Genomic DNA, 15,687 nt, shown 5'->3' with positions numbered 1-15,687 from the left:
GGGGCTTTTTTATGGATAAATTTCAGGAGAAAAAATGAGTATTTTTAGACCGAAATATACGATTGATACTGTTTATAACTTAAATCCGACAACCCTAAAAAAAATGGGAATTAAGACGGTTTTTAGTGACTTAGATAATACATTAGTTGCTTGGAATCAAAAAGAAACTTTAAAGAAAATTAGCCAATTAAAAGAACGTCTAAATAAGCATGACATATCACTTGTTGTGATCTCAAATAATAAGCATGAACGTGTGAATAGAGTTTTAGAACCATTAGGTATTGAATTTATTGCAAGTGCTAAAAAGCCATTCAAGAGAAACTTGGTTAAAGCAATGGCACAAGATGGTGTAACACCAGCTGAGTCATTGATGATTGGTGACCAAATTTTGACGGATATTTTAGCTGGTAATTCAGCTGGTATGAAAACAGTATTAGTAAAACCACTAATTAAATCAGATGGTTGGCATACTTGGTTAAACAGATTAGTTGAAAAATTTATCTTAGGGTGTTTAAATTCAAAAGAAAAGATAACTTATCAGGAGGATCTTCATGAACAATGAAACCATTCAATGTATAGGTTGCGGTGCAACTTTACAAAATCAAGATAGTCAAAAATCTGGTTATTTACCAGCTTCAGCCTATGCAAAAATCGAAAAAGCAATTGAAAATGATGAAGAAGTCGAAGTGTACTGCCAACGTTGTTTCAAATTAAGACATTATAATGAAATTATGCCTGTACAAGAAAATGCAGATGATTTCTTGCGTTTACTAAACCACTTACTTGAAACAGATGCTTTGGTATTGAACGTTATTGATTTATTCGACTTTCAAGGTAGTATGATTTCATCATTACCACGTTTTGTAGGGGATACACCAATTATCATGATTGGAAATAAAATTGATTTATTCCCTAAGAATACCAATTTACGTAAAGTAAAAGATTGGGTTCGTCAACAAGCTAACAAATGGGGCATTTACCCTGAAGAAATTTTACTAACAAGTGGTAAAAAACAAAAAAATGTTGATGAGTTAATTGATTTAATTAAGAAAAAACAACAAAATCGTGATATCTACGTTGTTGGAAGCACTAACGTTGGGAAATCAACATTAATCAATAGTATTATCAAGACACTTTCAGGTGTAGAAGATTTGATCACAACTTCAAGGTTCCCAGGAACAACGCTTGATAAGATTGAGATTCCACTTGATGATGGGACTTCTTTAATTGATACACCAGGTATCATTCAAAAGGATCAGATTGCCCATATCCTATCACCAAAAGACTTGAAATTAGTGGCTCCTCAAAAGCCAATTAAGCCTAAGGTTTATCAACTAAACCCAGGTCAAACGCTTTTCTTAAGTGGATTGGGTCGTTTTGATTACGTTGATGGTCCAGGTAAACAAAGTTTCGTTGTTTATGCATCAGATGATTTATACATTCACCGAACAAAAACTGAAAATGCGGATGCTTTTTACGAAAAACATGTGGGTGAATTGCTAGCACCACCTCAAACCGAACAACTAGATCAACTTAAACCGCTCAAAGGACTTAGCTACCATACAAAAGAAAAAAGCGATGTTTTATTTGGTGGATTAGGTTGGATTACAGTTAATGATGATGTTCAAGTGAAGACATTTTCACCTGGTGCATTAGGTCTTGGGATTCGTCGCGCAATTATTTAGATTTATCAGTCACTTCTTTCATATGCTATAATATTTTTAACAATGAAATGAAGGAGCTTAAAAATGGCAAATCACGCATCTGCAAAAGCAATCCCTTTACATCAAGTTCAAAGTCAACGACTAAAAAATAAAAAAAAGCAAATTGGGCTGATTGGTGGTACCTTTAATCCCATTCATCAAGCACATTTGATTATGGCTGAACAAGTATTGTCAAGATTAGGTCTTGATGGTATTTGGTTTTTGCCTGATAACATCCCGCCTCATAAGCAAAAAAAGACAGCTATTGAAGCTAATTATCGAGTAGATATGCTGAAATTAGCTATTGAAGATAATGACTCATTTGATTTGAACCTTTCAGAAATTTATCGTGGTGGTGTGAGCTATACACTCAACACGATTCAGTCACTCAAAGAACAACATCAAGACATTGATTTTTACTTTATTTTGGGTGGAGATATGATCCAGGACTTACCTAACTGGTACCAGATTGATGAGTTATTGCCACTGGTGACGTTTGTAGGTGTTAGACGTCCTGGATATGAGGTAACAAGCCCTTATCCAGTTATTTGGGTTGACTCACCATTACTTGAAATCAGTTCAACTCAGATTAGAAAACGTTGTCAAAATCATGAGTCAATTCGTTATTTAGTTCCTAAAAAAGTAATGGATTATATTAACGAAAAGGGGTTATATCAAGATGAATCTTAAATTTACTGAAACTTATTCAAAGTTATCATCAGATGAAATTATTGAAAAAGCAAAAAACAAATTAAGCCAAGGCCGATTTGACCATTGTGTACGTGTTAGTCAGACTGCGCAACAGTTAGCTGAAAAATATGGCGTAGATCAAAATTTAGCGGCATTAGCCGGTTTTGTTCATGATTATGCTAAAGAAGTACCCGTTGAAGACTATATTAAGACAATCAAAACCCAAAATTTTGATCAAGATTTATTGAACTATAATCGTGGTATTTGGCATGGTATCGTGGGTGCTTATTATATTGAGCAAGAATTAAAAATTACAAATGCAGATATTTTGACAGCTGTTAAACGTCATACTACTGCAGATACTCAGATGACTGATTTAGATAAAATCGTTTTCATGGCTGATTACATTGAACCAGGTCGTCATTTTTCTGGGGTAGAAGAAGCCAGAAAATTAACCAATCAAAGTTTAGATTTAGGTGTAGCTTATCAGCTACAACAAACCTTACTTTACTTAATTAAAAACAATTTTAAAGTTTATCCCAAAACATTAGCGAGTTACAATGTTTGGAATGTAAAATAAAAGGAGTATTTTTTTGAAAGATAGTAAACAAATTTTAGATTTAGTAGTAGAAGCCATTGATAACAAACATGGTGAGCAAACAGTTGCATTAGATATGACAGATTCAAGTGTTATGGCTGATTACCTTGTGATTTCACAAGCTAACTCACACCGTCAATTGCAAGCAATTGTTGATGAAGTTGTTGAAGAATCAAAAAAACAATCAGTTGAAATTTTGCAAGTTGAAGGTGAAAAAGATTCAACTTGGTTCTTGATTGATTTATATGATGTTATTGTGAACGTCTTTTTACCAGAAGCACGTGAATTTTATGCTTTAGAAAAACTATTTGCTGACGCAAAACTAGTTAACTTGGATTAAAGCAATGACGTATCAATCCTTCGCCAAAGTATACGATGAATTAATGGATAAAAGCCTTTATCCTAAATGGCTTGATTATGTTAAACGTCACGTGCCAATTGGCAGCAAAATTTTAGAAATTGCAGCTGGTGCTGGAGATCTATCTGAGTTGCTGATTGACGCGGGTTATGAAGTTACGGTAACTGACTTATCAAAAGACATGCTTAAGCTAGCAAAAGATAAATTGCAGGGAAAAGCCAAGCAAATAAAAGTATTGGATATGCTAGAACTAAATGACGTTGACCAATATGACGCTATTTTATGTTTTGATGATTCTATTTGCTATATGTCTGATTTAGCTGATGTGACGCAAGTTTTCAATAACGCTTATCGTGCATTGAAACCTGGTGGACAGTTCTTATTTGATGCACATTCGCTTTATCAGATGGATGAGTTATTTGATAATTATATGTTCAATGTTGAGACTGAGGAATATTTATTTATTTGGCACAGTTATTTGACTGATGTTGAACATGCCGTTGTTCATGACTTGAAGATTTTGACGCCAGATGGCAAAAATCGTTATCAAGCAAAAGAAGAGCTGCACTATGAGCGTACTTACCCTTATCAAGACTATGTTAGAAGTTTAGATTGGGCTGGCTTTTCAGATATTGAGCTGACTTCTGATTTTAGTAATCGATTTGATGAAAAGAAAGCAAAACGTTGGTTTTTTAGAAGCAAGAAAGGGTAGACAATGAGTGTAACGGGAGTAATTGCTGAGTTTAATCCGTTCCATAGTGGACACGAATTTTTAATGAATCAAGCACGCCTTGTTGCGCAAGATGATCCGATTATTGTGGTGATGTCAGGGAACTATGTTCAGCGTGGCGATATTGCAATTAGTGATAAATGGACAAGGACTGAGGCAGCATTAGCAGCCGGTGCTGATTTGGTTGTTGAGCTGCCTTTTCACCACGCAGTACAGCCAGCAGATAGGTTTGCACAAGGTGCAATAGAAATATTAGCTGAATTAGGTGTTGAAACGCTAGTTTTCGGTGCAGAAAATGCCCGACTTAACTTTGAATCGTTAGGACAAAAAATCAGTGAAATTATGCAAAAAAGTGCGGATTTCTCTGATTATACGCAAACTTATGCTGCTCAGTATAATGATACAATTGCAAACGAATTAGGATATGAAGTTAATCGACCTAATACACTATTAGCAATTGCTTATTCAGTGGCTAACGTTACTCTAAAAAAGAAGTTAACAATGCAACCTGTTAAACGTTTGGGAGTGGATCATGATCAACCACTTGAAAAAAAACAACCTGTTGCTTCAGCTTCAGCGATAAGAAAAGCGCTTAATCAACAAGAAAATCTAACCGAAGAACTCAAAAACTGGCTACCAAAAAAAGAATTGGCGACAATCTTATCTCAACCTAATTTTCCTGATTGGGAAATGCTTTTTCCATTTTTGAAATATAAGATTGAATCTACTTCATCTTCTGAATTAGCCAAAATTTATCAAATGACTGAAGGTCTTGAGAACCGTATGAAGCAAGTGATTCATCAAACTGAAACTTTTGATGAATTCTTGATGGCACTCAAGTCAAAACGCTACACTTATGCCAGACTGAGACGTTTGGCGCTTTATTGTTTACTGAATGTTTCTGATGATCAAATCCAGCAATTTAATCAAAAGAAATATGCACGAATATTAGGTTACTCAAAACTAGGTAGACGTTATTTGAAACGCGCAAAAAAAGAAACAGAGCTAACGATTATTAGCCGTGTAAACAAAAAGAATGCTAATAAGGATGGCGACTTAGCATTAGAAGTGCAAGTTGACCGATTATATGAACAAATTGCCAAACAAAATAGTCAGAATTTTGGTCGTCGACCAATAGAAAGGAAATAAGATGTTAACACACAACTTTTCCGATTTGATTCGTTATGAGAATCAATTCACTTCTGTTGAGCAAGATATTGACTTAACGGAGGTTCTAAAAGAAAGAACTAAAAATATGATTGAGGAAGCCAAACATGTTCAAGTAACAGGGGAATTAATCAATGATTACCCATTTGTTATTTCACGCTTACATGTCAAAGTGGACTTGGTTGTATTATCAACTAGAAGTTTGACACCGATTAATTACCCATTGTCATTTTCTTTTGACGAGGCCTATACAGACACAAAACCTCGTGAAGAAGATTTTGATTTATATGGCACAATTATTGAAGTTGAAAATGATAAAGTTGAGTTGCAAAAGGCTGTTGAAGATAACATTATCTTGAACTTACCAACGCAAATTCTAACTGAAGAAGAACAACAAAATGATGAAATGCCTTCTGGAAGTACTTGGCAAGTGATGAGTGAAGACGACTACTTTGAACAAAAAGAAAAGACAAAAACTTCACCATTTGCAAAACTAGGTGATTTGTTAGAAGATAATGATGATAAAAAATAAAAACATGACTTTATAATCTAGCTATCATCTGATACGATTAATGAGAATAAAACGGAGGGATTTTGTTATGAGCAAACAACCACAAATTGGTGTAATTGGAATGGCCGTTATGGGTAAAAACTTAGCCCTAAACATTGAAAGCCGTGGTTACACTGTCGGTATCTATAACCGTACAGCCGCAAAAACTGAAGAAGTTATGGCTGATCACAAAGAAAAGAACCTAGTACCAAGTTATGACATTAAAGAATTTGTTGAAAGTCTAGAAAAACCTCGTCGTATTGTGATGATGGTTAAAGCTGGATTCGGGACAGATGCTGTTATTGATGAGCTATTGCCTTTACTAGATAAGGGTGATGTTTTAATTGATGGTGGTAATACGTTCTTTGAAGATACAGTTCGTCGTAACGAAAAATTAGACAAATCAGGTATCAACTTTATTGGAATGGGTGTATCTGGTGGAGAATTAGGTGCTTTACAAGGACCTTCTATGATGCCAGGTGGTCAAAAAGAAGCTTACGATTTAGTAGCCCCAATTCTAAAAGAAATGTCAGCTAAAGCTGAAGATGGCGAACCTTGTGTGACTTATATTGGACCTAACGGTGCAGGTCACTACGTTAAAATGGTGCATAATGGTATCGAATATGGTGACATGCAATTAATCGCTGAAAGTTACAATATTTTGCGTAATGTATTAGGCTTAAGTGTTGATGAAATTGCTGAAATCTTTGCTGAATGGAACAAAGGCGAATTATCAAGCTATCTAATGGAAATTACTGCTGATATCTTGACTCGTAAAGATGATTTAGGATCTGATAAACCAATCGTTGACTTGATTTTAGATGCAGCAGGAAACAAAGGAACAGGTAAATGGAGTTCACAAAATGCCTTAGAATTAGGTGTTTCACAATCTCTAATTACTGAAGCTGTTTATGCAAGATATATCTCTGCTTTCAAAGATGAACGTGTTGAAGCAAGTAAAGTCTTAAATGGCCCTAACTTTGACGGTTCATCATTGAACAAAGAAGAAGTTATCGAAAGTGTTCGTAAAGCATTATACTTCAGTAAAATCATGAGTTATGCTCAAGGTTTTGAACAAATGCGCATTGCTGCTGAACATTATGATTGGCCACTAAACTTTGGTGAAATTGCTAAAATTTGGCGTGAAGGTTGTATCATTCGTGCACAATTCTTACAAAAGATTACTGACGCATACAATGAAGATGAATCAATCAACAACCTATTGATGAACCATTACTTTGCTGATATTGCGAATGATTATCAAGATGCTGTTCGTGATGTGCTATCTATTGCGATTAAAGCAGGAGTTCCTGCACCAGCATTTTCTAGTGCAGTATCTTACTTTGATTCATATCGTTCAGAAGTAGTTCCAGCTAACCTTATTCAAGCTCAACGTGATTACTTTGGTGCACATACTTACCAAAGAACTGATCGCGAAGGAACTTACCACTACCCATGGTATGACGAACAATAAATGATAAGGAGCTGTTAATCAATTAGCAGCTCTTTTCTTTTGTCTACTATACAGACTTAAATTATGTTAAAATTAAAAGTGAATATTAAATGAAAGTATCGGTAAAACTATGAGTAAAATTTTAATCATTGAAGATGAAAAAAACTTAGCGAGATTCGTAGAACTAGAATTACAACATGAAAAATACGAAACACATGTTGAATACAATGGACGTAAGGGACTAGATGTTGCTTTAAACGAAGATTGGGATGCCATTCTTCTAGATTTAATGCTACCTGAACTTAATGGTCTAGAAATTGCAAGACGTGTGCGTCAATCAAAGAGCACACCAATCGTGATGATGACTGCGCGTGATTCAGTTATTGACCGTGTTTCTGGACTTGACCATGGTGCAGATGACTATATTGTTAAACCATTTGCTATTGAAGAACTATTAGCTCGTTTACGTGCTGTATTGCGTCGTGTTGAGATTGAAGACAGTCAAGGCACAAGTAACCTAGCTAAACAAAAAATCGTTAAATTTAACGATTTAGTGATTGAAACAAGCAATCGTACAGTGCACCAAGATAACAAAATTATTGATTTAACAAAACGTGAATACAACTTACTCATTACATTAATTGAAAATGCTAATAACGTTGTGTCTCGTGATCAATTACTTCACAAAATTTGGGGTCCTGATTCAAAAATTGAAACGAACGTTGTTGAAGTTTATATTCGTTACCTAAGAAACAAAATTGATGTTAAAGGACGCCCTTCATACATTAAGACAATACGTGGAACAGGTTATGTAATGAGAACGGATGATTCAGTTGCTAAGTCAGACCAAGCCGAAGAAAAAGAATAGAGAAAAACAAACCGAGAAAAAGCATTTTCATATTTCAGTCGCTTTCAAGTGGACAGCATTGATGGCAATGACTATTACGATTATGTTTGCCATTTTCTCATTGGTGATTACGCATTTAGTTAAAGAACAACTAATGGTACAAGAACGCCAAGCAGTAGAAGAAACAACCAAGAATTTCGAAGACCGGTTGTCGACGATTAAATCAGATTTGACGATTGCAACGGTAGTTCCAGCTTTATCAACAAAGAAGGAACAGCCAAACGACCAATATTCGGTTCAAGCGGCTCCTGACTTAGATCATAGCGGTCTGAGTGAAGCAATCTACAATAATCTTACTAATAAAGATATCAGTGTAACGGTTTATAATCTGAGTTTAGAGAAGCTCTTTCAAACTCGTGCTACTAATTATTTATTAAGTCGAGAAACGCTGAGCTTTGGTGAAAAGTTCGTTGAGAGTTCAAAAGGTCAAACAATGTATTTGATTAAAGCAATCAAATCAACAAATGGCCATAATATTACAGGGTATGTTGTTGTTGAAAATAAAATGACAAACTACAATAATATTTTAAACGGTCTACGTTTTTGGATGTTCATTTTATCTGCTGTTGGAATAATCCTGGGTATACTTGTGAGTTACTTGCTAATTTCAGGTTTATTACGACCAGTTAGACAAATTTCCAAGGTTGCTCGAGAAGTAGATGAGCATCCGGATGAAACAGTTCGTATCCCAGATTTACATCGTCATGATGAATTAGGTGATATGGCATCAGCCTTTAATCAGATGCTTGATCGAATGCAACGCTATATCGACCAACAAAAGCAATTCGTGGAAGATGTTTCACATGAATTGCGTACACCCGTGGCGGTTATTGAAGGTCATTTGAAGTTAATCGACCGATGGGGTAAAGATGATCCAGAGGTTTTAGCAGAGTCAATTGATGCTTCAATTCAAGAGATTTCACGAATGAAACACTTGATTCAAGAGATGCTTGACTTAACTCGTGCTGAACAGATTGAAGTGCTTTTCCCTAATGAAATTACTAAAGTTTCACAAGTGGTTCAACAAGTTGTCGATAACTTGCAAATGATTCATCCAGATTTCAAAATTGTTTTGGACAATGATGTTTCAGCAAAAACTGAAGTCAAAATTTATCGTAATCACTTTGAGCAGATTTTGATTATCTTGCTTGATAATGCGATTAAATATTCAAAAACTCGCCAAGAAGTACACTTATCAGCTTCGACAGACACACGAAACGTCAGTGTGATTGTGCAAGATTTTGGTGAGGGAATTACGCCCGAAGATAGAGAAAAAATCTTTAACCGTTTTTATCGTGTAGATAAAGCACGAACACGTGAAAAAGGTGGTAATGGGCTTGGATTGTCTATTGCTCAAAAACTTGTTGGTGAGTACGGTGGTCAAATTAGTGTTGAATCTGAACCAAATGTGGGTAGTCAATTTAGAGTTGATTTTCCAATTTATAGACCAGAAAAAACTAAAAGCCGTAACAATAAGCAAAATAAAAAAGACTAGAATTTCTAGTCTTTTTTATTTTGCTTGCCAGCATTACGTTGACGATTTTGTTCACGTGTGTGAGTTGGCTTTTCAGTAGTAGTACCAGGTTGAGTAGTAGATGATTTTTTGTTTAAAATATCATCAATAACTTCAGGTGTTACAACTTCGACGATTTCTGTATCTTGATTAGCTTGTTCACTTTGCTTTTTGATACGAGGTTGTAAAATGTATGACATTACTAATTGTTGGATTAATACAACGATACCACCAACTAAGAAGTAAAGTGAAATACCACCAGGAGTTGAAATACTGATGAAGAAAGTCACTAAAGGACTAATGAAAGCAGTTGTCTTCATCATTTGCTTTTGTTCAGGCTCAGCTTTGCTGTACATGATGAAACTTTGGATAACATAAAGTAGCGTCGCAATAATTGTAATAATAACAGATGGACTACCTAGTGAAATACCAAAGAAACTTGAATGAACAATATCTTGTGAGTACTGAATTGACTGGTAAATCCCCATCAAGAAAGGTAATTGAATAATTAGTGGTAAACAACCAATACCACCTGTGATTGACATATTGTTTTCACGGTAGACTTGCATTTGCAATTGGTTGATTTGCATTTTTTGTTCTTGAGTTGTAGCGGGATCTTTAACTGCTTTTTGGATTAAATCAGTTTGTGGTTTAACCAGTTTCATACGTTCTTGATGACGTAAACTTTTAGATTGTTGATTAATCATTAAAGGTAGTAAAATTAAGCGAAGAACACCTGTAATAATAATCAATCCCCAACCGATACCATTTGGTTGACCAAGTGTGTGCCCGATGTTTAGCATGATTTGTTGGATAGGTTTACCGATTAGAGAATAGATAAAGCCTTGAATACCTCCTGGTTCACCCGTTGCCGTGTGAGCAGCACATCCAGTCAAAACTAATGCCATCAAAGCGAGCAATAAAACAAGTTTTGTATTTTTTTTAGTCATATAATGTAAGAAATCCTTTCTAAGAGTCTCTAAACAATTATACTAGAATAGTCAGTGTAGTCAATTGAAGTCATTAGGATTCAATTCAGTTAATCACTTTTGTTTTTTAAGACAAAAGTGGTATAATTATTCATCGCAAAAGGAGAATATTATGCAACAAATTACATCTTTAACTAACAAAACAATTAAAGAACTTAAGAAGTTACAACAAAAGAAATACCGTCAAAAATATGGGCTCTATTTAGTCGAAGGATTTCATACAGTTGAGGAAGCACTAAAGTCTAATCAATCTTATCATTATTTGATTGGAACAGCAGATGCTTTAGATAAAGTGACAACTAATTATGATGTCAAAGACGACAAAGTGTTAGAAGTTACTGACGAGATTGCCAATGCGTTGAGTCAAACCAACACTTCTCAATCGATTTTTATGGTGTTAACAATTAATCAACCTAAGTCATTTAGTTTTTATCCTGGGAAATGGGTCTTGCTTGATAACTTAGCTGATCCAGGAAATGTCGGCACAATTATCAGAACAGCAGATGCTGCAGGATATGATGGCGTGATTTTGAACACTAAGAACGTTGACTTATATAACGATAAAGTTCAACGTGCGATGCAAGGTAGCCAATTTCATATTACAGTCTTACAACATGATTTAGATGACGCAATCGTCAACTTAAAAGATGCGGGTAACCGTGTATTTGCGAGTTGTTTAGATGATGAAGCGATTCATTCAGATGAAGTTGAATCAGGCAATGCCTTTGCTTTGATTGTTGGAAACGAGGCACACGGTGTGAGTTTTGAACATTTAGAGTTAGCAGATGCTAAGGTTTATATTCCAATTCTTGGACAAGCAGAATCTTTAAATGCAGCGGTTGCAGCTGGAATTATGATGTATCAATTTGTCTTATAAATCGCAAAAAAATATGTTACTATACATTTATAAGTACGGTTTTTTGAATCACGGAGGGATTTAATATGTGTAACAAAACTTTACAAACAACTGAAAATGAAATTCTATGTCATTGTTTTATCGAATCCTTTGAATTTTTAGGTAAAAAATGGAATGGATTGATTATTTGCGCACTATGCAAAAATGAAGCAATGCGCTTTAAAGATTTAGCTAATATCGTTCAAAAGTGTTCTGATAGAGTATTAACAGAACGTCTTAAAGAATTAGAATCTTTAAAAATTGTTGACCGTTCTGTCGATGAACAAACAGGTGTTATTCGTTACTCACTTACTCAAAAAGGTGATGAGTTAAAACCCGTTATGGACCAAATCCATGCTTGGGGTAAACGTTGGCACGAAGAAGAAAACTAGTTGCGATATTTTGATATTTAGTTTAGAATTTACACTATACAAAGATTGAAGCTAGTAGTAGTGTGGCCATGATAGCGAGAGTTGGACAGTGCAAGCAACTTATGAAGACACTATGAATTTCACTTCAGGAGTAGAATCTAACCCATTCCGGCTATCACCGTTATCTGATGTACTAAGTGTATGAGACTTTTATGTCTGATAAAGCAGGGTGGTACCGCGATGTCAAAAGCTTCGTCCCTTTTTGGGGATGAGGCTTTTTTTATTTGAAAGGAGAGCTATTATGTCTATTTTTGATCATATTCAAACATTAAAAGATCAAGGGTTAACACAAATTAAAGAAGCTAATGACTTGGATACTTTAAATGATATCCGAGTTAATTTAACAGGTAAAAAAGGTGAACTAACCAAAGTGTTACGTTCAATGAAGGACTTATCAAACGAGGAACGTCCTAAAGTTGGACAGGTTGTTAATGAGGTTCGTGATTTATTTGCAACTGAAATTGATAACAAAAAAGAACAATTACAACATGCTGAACTTGAAGCACAAATGCAAAAAGAAGCAATTGATGTCACACTTCCAGGTAAAGAAAGCTACCTAGGAAGCCACCATTTGATTAACATTGTGCGTCAAGACATTGAAGAGTTCTGCGTGAGTTTAGGTTACCAAGTGATTACAGGTCCTGAAGTAGAGTCTGATCATTACAACTTTGAAATGATGAACATTCCAAAGAATCACCCTGCTCGTGATATGCAAGACACATTCTACGTGGATGCTACACACGAACACTTAATGCGTAGCCAAACTTCACCTGTACAAGCACGTACACTTGAAAAACATGACTTTTCAAAGAGCCCACTAAAAATGATTTCACCCGGTAAAGTTTACCGTCGTGATGATGATGATGCGACCCACTCACACCAATTTAACCAATTAGAAGGTTTGGTTATTGATGAAAACATCACAATGGCTCACTTAAAAGGAACACTTCAAGCTATTGCCCAACATGTTTTTGGTGAAGATCGTGAAATTAGATTAAGACCAAGTTATTTCCCATTTACTGAACCATCAGTCGAAGTTGACGTGACTTGTTTTGCTTGTGGTGGTAAAGGTTGTTCAACATGTAAATCAACAGGTTGGATTGAAGTTTTAGGTGCTGGTATGGTGCATCCTAACGTCTTAGAAAACGCTGGCGTTGATAGTCAAAAATACGGTGGATTCGCCTTTGGTCTTGGATTAGATCGTTTTGCTATTTTGAAATATGGTGTAAGTGACATTCGTGACTTCTACCTTAATGATGTTAGATTCTTAGAACAATTTAGACAGGAGGCCAAATAATGTTAGTTTCATATAATTGGTTAAAAGATTACTTAGATGTGACAGTAGACCCTGCTGATTTAGCTGAAACAATTACACGTACAGGGATTGAAATTGAAACGCTGGAACATCCTCAAGAAGGTTTGAAAAAAATCGTGGTTGGTCATGTTCTTTCTCTTAAAAACCATGAAAATTCAGATCACCTAAGAGTTGCACAAGTTGATGTTGGGGAAGAAGAACCCTACCAAATTGTTTGTGGTGCGCCTAATATTGCAGAAGATCAATATGTTATTGTCGCATTACCTAACTCACGTATTGCTGGCAATGAAAAAATCAAAAAGGGCAAACTACGTGGCGCTGTTTCTCAAGGAATGATCTGTGGTTTACAAGAAATTGGATTCAGTGATTCAGTTGTGCCAGAAGAAGTTAAAGATGGTATTTATGTGTTTGAAAATGCGATTGCACCTGGTACAGAAGTTTATGAAGCATTAGGAATGGATGACTACATTCTTGATTTTGATATCACACCTAACCGTGCAGACACTTTATCAATGGAAGGTGCAGCTTATGAAGTTGGTGCTATTTTAAGTCAAAAACCTAACTTAAAAACACCAGAAGTTACTGAAGATGCCAAAAGTTTTGATTCACAAGTTGAAGTCTCACTTGATTTAGATGAATCTGCTGTTTCAAATTATCGTTTGAGATATTTAACAGATGTTAATAATGCTAAAAGTCCACTTTGGATGCAAACACGCTTGATGAATGCTGGTACACGTCCAGTGAATACAGTTGTTGATGCTTTGCAATATGCGATGATTGAAATGGGTCAGCCATTAGCTGCATTTGATGCTGATAAAATTCAAGGTGATTTACAAGTTCGTTTTGCTAAAGCTGGCGAAACTATTCAATTGAAAGATCAAGATTCAATTGAACTTGATACAGAAGATATCGTTATTGCAGATGACAACAAAATTCTAGCACTAGGTGGTGTGGCAACTGCAACCGCTGCTGAAGTGGATGAAAATACAACATCACTTGTTTTACAATCAGCTATCTATGATGGGGCGTTAGTTCGTAAATCAGCTCAAAGACACGGTGTAAGAACGGATTCTTCTGCTCGTTATGAAAAAGGCATTAACTGGGATAATACCCAAAAATCAATCGACTACTTAGCACAACTTATTGCTGAAAATGGTCAAGCAAAAGTATTAGCGGGTACAAAAGTGATTAGAGATATTCAAAAATCACCTGTTGTGATTGATATTACAACTGCTCGTATTAACCATGTCTTAGGAACTGAATTAAGTACAGCAGATATTATTGCTATTTTTGAACGTTTACAATTTGGCGTTGTGGCCGAAGGTGATACTTTAAGCGTGTCAGTTCCAGCAAGACGTTTTGATATTTCAATTGACGCTGATTTAGTTGAAGAAGTTGCCCGTCTTTACGGATACGATAACTTGCCAACTGTTTTACCAGTTGTTGAACAAACAATCGGTGGTTATGATAGACAACAACAAGCATTAAATAAAGCACGTGACTTGTTAGTTGGCTTTGGCTTAGATGAAACAATTAACTACTCTTTAACAACTCATGATAAAGCGATTAGCTTTGTCAAAGAAGCAAAAGATGTAATTGCTTTAGACTGGCCAATGACTAAAGAACACGAAGTGCTACGTCAAAACTTAGTATCTGGGTTATTAGATAGTGCTGTATACAATGCTGCTAGAAAACAAACTGATTTACGTTTATTTGAACAAGGTCGTGTCTTTAGCCAAGAAAATGGTCAAAACCAAGAAGTTGACCACATTGCTGGATTATATGCTGGACAAAACCGTCCAAATAACTGGCAACATGATGTCAAAAACTTCGACTTTTATGAAGTAAAAGGTCAAGTTGAAGCTTTCTTAAAAGCAATGGGCTTCACTAAAGCAACTAATTATGTGGCAGAACCAATCAAGGGGATGCATCCAACACGTACAGCAGCTATTTACTATGATGGTCAATACGTTGGTTTTGTTGGTCAAATTGATCCACGTGAATTACCAAAAACTAAGTTGAAAGAAGTTTACGCTTTTGAATTAGACATGGTAACATTGCTTTCAATTGATGTTGAACCAACAGTTTCAAAAGAAGCACCAAAATATCCAGAAATCAAACGTGATTTATCATTACTAGTTGATGAAGCGGTAACCAACTCACAAATCATCTCAGTTATTGATGAAAACGGTGGTAAGTATCTACGTGATATTCAAGTCTTTGATGTTTACTCAGGCGACAAATTAGAAGCCGGCAAACAATCAATTGCTTACCAACTTACTTTCCAAGATTTCACACAAACATTGAAAGATGATAGCGTTAATGAAGCAATTGAAGCTATCACACAAGCACTAACAACAGAACTTAATATTAGTGTTCGTTAGTTAA

At 35.4% G+C, this 15,687-nt stretch carries 16 protein-coding genes; 15 read left to right on the top strand and 1 reads right to left on the bottom strand.

The annotated features are described in order from the left end of the window. Nucleotides 1–34 precede the first annotated feature (34 nt). The 11 genes from JNUCC80_RS03975 to JNUCC80_RS03925 all read left to right on the top strand — a co-directional run bounded on the left by JNUCC80_RS03975 (nt 35) and on the right by JNUCC80_RS03925 (nt 9,651). The gene (locus JNUCC80_RS03975) at nt 35–562 is read left to right on the top strand and encodes a YqeG family HAD IIIA-type phosphatase (RefSeq protein ID WP_454144315.1); all 528 of its coding nucleotides are present in this window, start codon (nt 35–37) and stop codon (nt 560–562) included. After that, nucleotides 552–1,685 carry a ribosome biogenesis GTPase YqeH gene (gene yqeH / locus JNUCC80_RS03970; RefSeq protein ID WP_454152639.1) on the top strand — a complete coding sequence of 378 codons (1,134 nt, stop codon included), beginning with the start codon at nt 552–554 and terminating at the stop codon, nt 1,683–1,685. The genes JNUCC80_RS03975 and yqeH overlap by 11 nt, the downstream gene beginning before the upstream one ends. A gap of 63 nt (nt 1,686–1,748) precedes the next feature. Beyond that, nucleotides 1,749–2,393, top strand: coding sequence for a nicotinate-nucleotide adenylyltransferase (locus JNUCC80_RS03965; protein WP_454144319.1), 645 nt, complete (start codon nt 1,749–1,751; stop codon nt 2,391–2,393). Further along, entirely contained in the window at nt 2,383–2,973 is a 591-nt protein-coding gene (yqeK, locus tag JNUCC80_RS03960) for a bis(5'-nucleosyl)-tetraphosphatase (symmetrical) YqeK (protein ID WP_454152638.1), read from the top strand. Before JNUCC80_RS03965 ends, yqeK begins: the two co-directional genes overlap by 11 nt. Before the next feature lie 13 nt (nt 2,974–2,986). Next, nucleotides 2,987–3,331, top strand: coding sequence for a ribosome silencing factor (rsfS, locus tag JNUCC80_RS03955; protein ID WP_454144323.1), 345 nt, complete (start codon nt 2,987–2,989; stop codon nt 3,329–3,331). A gap of 4 nt (nt 3,332–3,335) precedes the next feature. Continuing rightward, nucleotides 3,336–4,061, top strand: coding sequence for a class I SAM-dependent DNA methyltransferase (locus JNUCC80_RS03950; protein WP_454152637.1), 726 nt, complete (start codon nt 3,336–3,338; stop codon nt 4,059–4,061). A 3-nt stretch (nt 4,062–4,064) separates the two neighbouring features. Beyond that, nucleotides 4,065–5,228, top strand: coding sequence for a nucleotidyltransferase (locus JNUCC80_RS03945; protein WP_454152636.1), 1,164 nt, complete (start codon nt 4,065–4,067; stop codon nt 5,226–5,228). A gap of 1 nt (nt 5,229) precedes the next feature. Continuing rightward, complete coding sequence (locus JNUCC80_RS03940) at nt 5,230–5,778, top strand: DUF177 domain-containing protein (RefSeq protein WP_454144329.1); 549 nt, start codon at nt 5,230–5,232, stop codon at nt 5,776–5,778. Nucleotides 5,779–5,845: 67 nt separating this feature from the next. Next, a complete protein-coding gene (gene gndA, locus JNUCC80_RS03935; protein ID WP_454144331.1) occupies nt 5,846–7,270 on the top strand; it encodes an NADP-dependent phosphogluconate dehydrogenase in 1,425 nt (474 codons plus the stop codon). A 109-nt stretch (nt 7,271–7,379) separates the two neighbouring features. Beyond that, complete coding sequence (locus tag JNUCC80_RS03930) at nt 7,380–8,117, top strand: response regulator transcription factor (protein WP_454144333.1); 738 nt, start codon at nt 7,380–7,382, stop codon at nt 8,115–8,117. Further along, nucleotides 8,074–9,651 carry a HAMP domain-containing sensor histidine kinase gene (locus JNUCC80_RS03925; protein ID WP_454144335.1) on the top strand — a complete coding sequence of 526 codons (1,578 nt, stop codon included), beginning with the start codon at nt 8,074–8,076 and terminating at the stop codon, nt 9,649–9,651. Before JNUCC80_RS03930 ends, JNUCC80_RS03925 begins: the two co-directional genes overlap by 44 nt. A gap of 5 nt (nt 9,652–9,656) precedes the next feature. Here the strand turns inward: JNUCC80_RS03925 and yidC are convergent, their stop codons facing one another. Then, nucleotides 9,657–10,619, bottom strand: coding sequence for a membrane protein insertase YidC (gene yidC, locus JNUCC80_RS03920; RefSeq protein ID WP_454152635.1), 963 nt, complete (start codon nt 10,617–10,619; stop codon nt 9,657–9,659). A 151-nt stretch (nt 10,620–10,770) separates the two neighbouring features. Between yidC and JNUCC80_RS03915 the strand changes: the two genes are divergently transcribed. The 4 genes from JNUCC80_RS03915 to pheT all read left to right on the top strand — a co-directional run bounded on the left by JNUCC80_RS03915 (nt 10,771) and on the right by pheT (nt 15,683). Further along, entirely contained in the window at nt 10,771–11,535 is a 765-nt protein-coding gene (locus JNUCC80_RS03915) for a TrmH family RNA methyltransferase (RefSeq protein WP_454152634.1), read from the top strand. Nucleotides 11,536–11,600: 65 nt separating this feature from the next. Beyond that, complete coding sequence (locus JNUCC80_RS03910) at nt 11,601–11,945, top strand: winged helix-turn-helix transcriptional regulator (RefSeq protein ID WP_454144341.1); 345 nt, start codon at nt 11,601–11,603, stop codon at nt 11,943–11,945. A 280-nt stretch (nt 11,946–12,225) separates the two neighbouring features. Beyond that, the gene (pheS, locus tag JNUCC80_RS03905) at nt 12,226–13,281 is read left to right on the top strand and encodes a phenylalanine--tRNA ligase subunit alpha (RefSeq protein ID WP_454144343.1); all 1,056 of its coding nucleotides are present in this window, start codon (nt 12,226–12,228) and stop codon (nt 13,279–13,281) included. After that, entirely contained in the window at nt 13,281–15,683 is a 2,403-nt protein-coding gene (gene pheT / locus JNUCC80_RS03900; protein WP_454152633.1) for a phenylalanine--tRNA ligase subunit beta, read from the top strand. Before pheS ends, pheT begins: the two co-directional genes overlap by 1 nt. Nucleotides 15,684–15,687: the final 4 nt, after the last annotated feature.

Source organism: Holzapfeliella sp. JNUCC 80 (assembly GCF_053667655.1).
Note: the sequence above shows the minus strand (reverse complement) of the source record. Positions and strands in the feature narration are given on the sequence as shown.

Excerpts from the sequence above, each read along its gene's own strand:
- JNUCC80_RS03975 (WP_454144315.1), top strand. The coding sequence starts at position 35 with ATGAGTATTTTTAGACCGAAATATACGATTGATACTGTTTATAACTTA.
- yqeH (WP_454152639.1), top strand. The coding sequence starts at position 552 with ATGAACAATGAAACCATTCAATGTATAGGTTGCGGTGCAACTTTACAA.
- JNUCC80_RS03965 (WP_454144319.1), top strand. The coding sequence starts at position 1,749 with ATGGCAAATCACGCATCTGCAAAAGCAATCCCTTTACATCAAGTTCAA.
- yqeK (WP_454152638.1), top strand. The coding sequence starts at position 2,383 with ATGAATCTTAAATTTACTGAAACTTATTCAAAGTTATCATCAGATGAA.
- JNUCC80_RS03950 (WP_454152637.1), top strand. The coding sequence starts at position 3,336 with ATGACGTATCAATCCTTCGCCAAAGTATACGATGAATTAATGGATAAA.
- JNUCC80_RS03945 (WP_454152636.1), top strand. The coding sequence starts at position 4,065 with ATGAGTGTAACGGGAGTAATTGCTGAGTTTAATCCGTTCCATAGTGGA.
- JNUCC80_RS03940 (WP_454144329.1), top strand. The coding sequence starts at position 5,230 with ATGTTAACACACAACTTTTCCGATTTGATTCGTTATGAGAATCAATTC.
- gndA (WP_454144331.1), top strand. The coding sequence starts at position 5,846 with ATGAGCAAACAACCACAAATTGGTGTAATTGGAATGGCCGTTATGGGT.
- JNUCC80_RS03930 (WP_454144333.1), top strand. The coding sequence starts at position 7,380 with ATGAGTAAAATTTTAATCATTGAAGATGAAAAAAACTTAGCGAGATTC.
- JNUCC80_RS03925 (WP_454144335.1), top strand. The coding sequence starts at position 8,074 with ATGATTCAGTTGCTAAGTCAGACCAAGCCGAAGAAAAAGAATAGAGAA.
- yidC (WP_454152635.1), bottom strand. The coding sequence starts at position 10,619 with ATGACTAAAAAAAATACAAAACTTGTTTTATTGCTCGCTTTGATGGCA.
- JNUCC80_RS03915 (WP_454152634.1), top strand. The coding sequence starts at position 10,771 with ATGCAACAAATTACATCTTTAACTAACAAAACAATTAAAGAACTTAAG.
- JNUCC80_RS03910 (WP_454144341.1), top strand. The coding sequence starts at position 11,601 with ATGTGTAACAAAACTTTACAAACAACTGAAAATGAAATTCTATGTCAT.
- pheS (WP_454144343.1), top strand. The coding sequence starts at position 12,226 with ATGTCTATTTTTGATCATATTCAAACATTAAAAGATCAAGGGTTAACA.
- pheT (WP_454152633.1), top strand. The coding sequence starts at position 13,281 with ATGTTAGTTTCATATAATTGGTTAAAAGATTACTTAGATGTGACAGTA.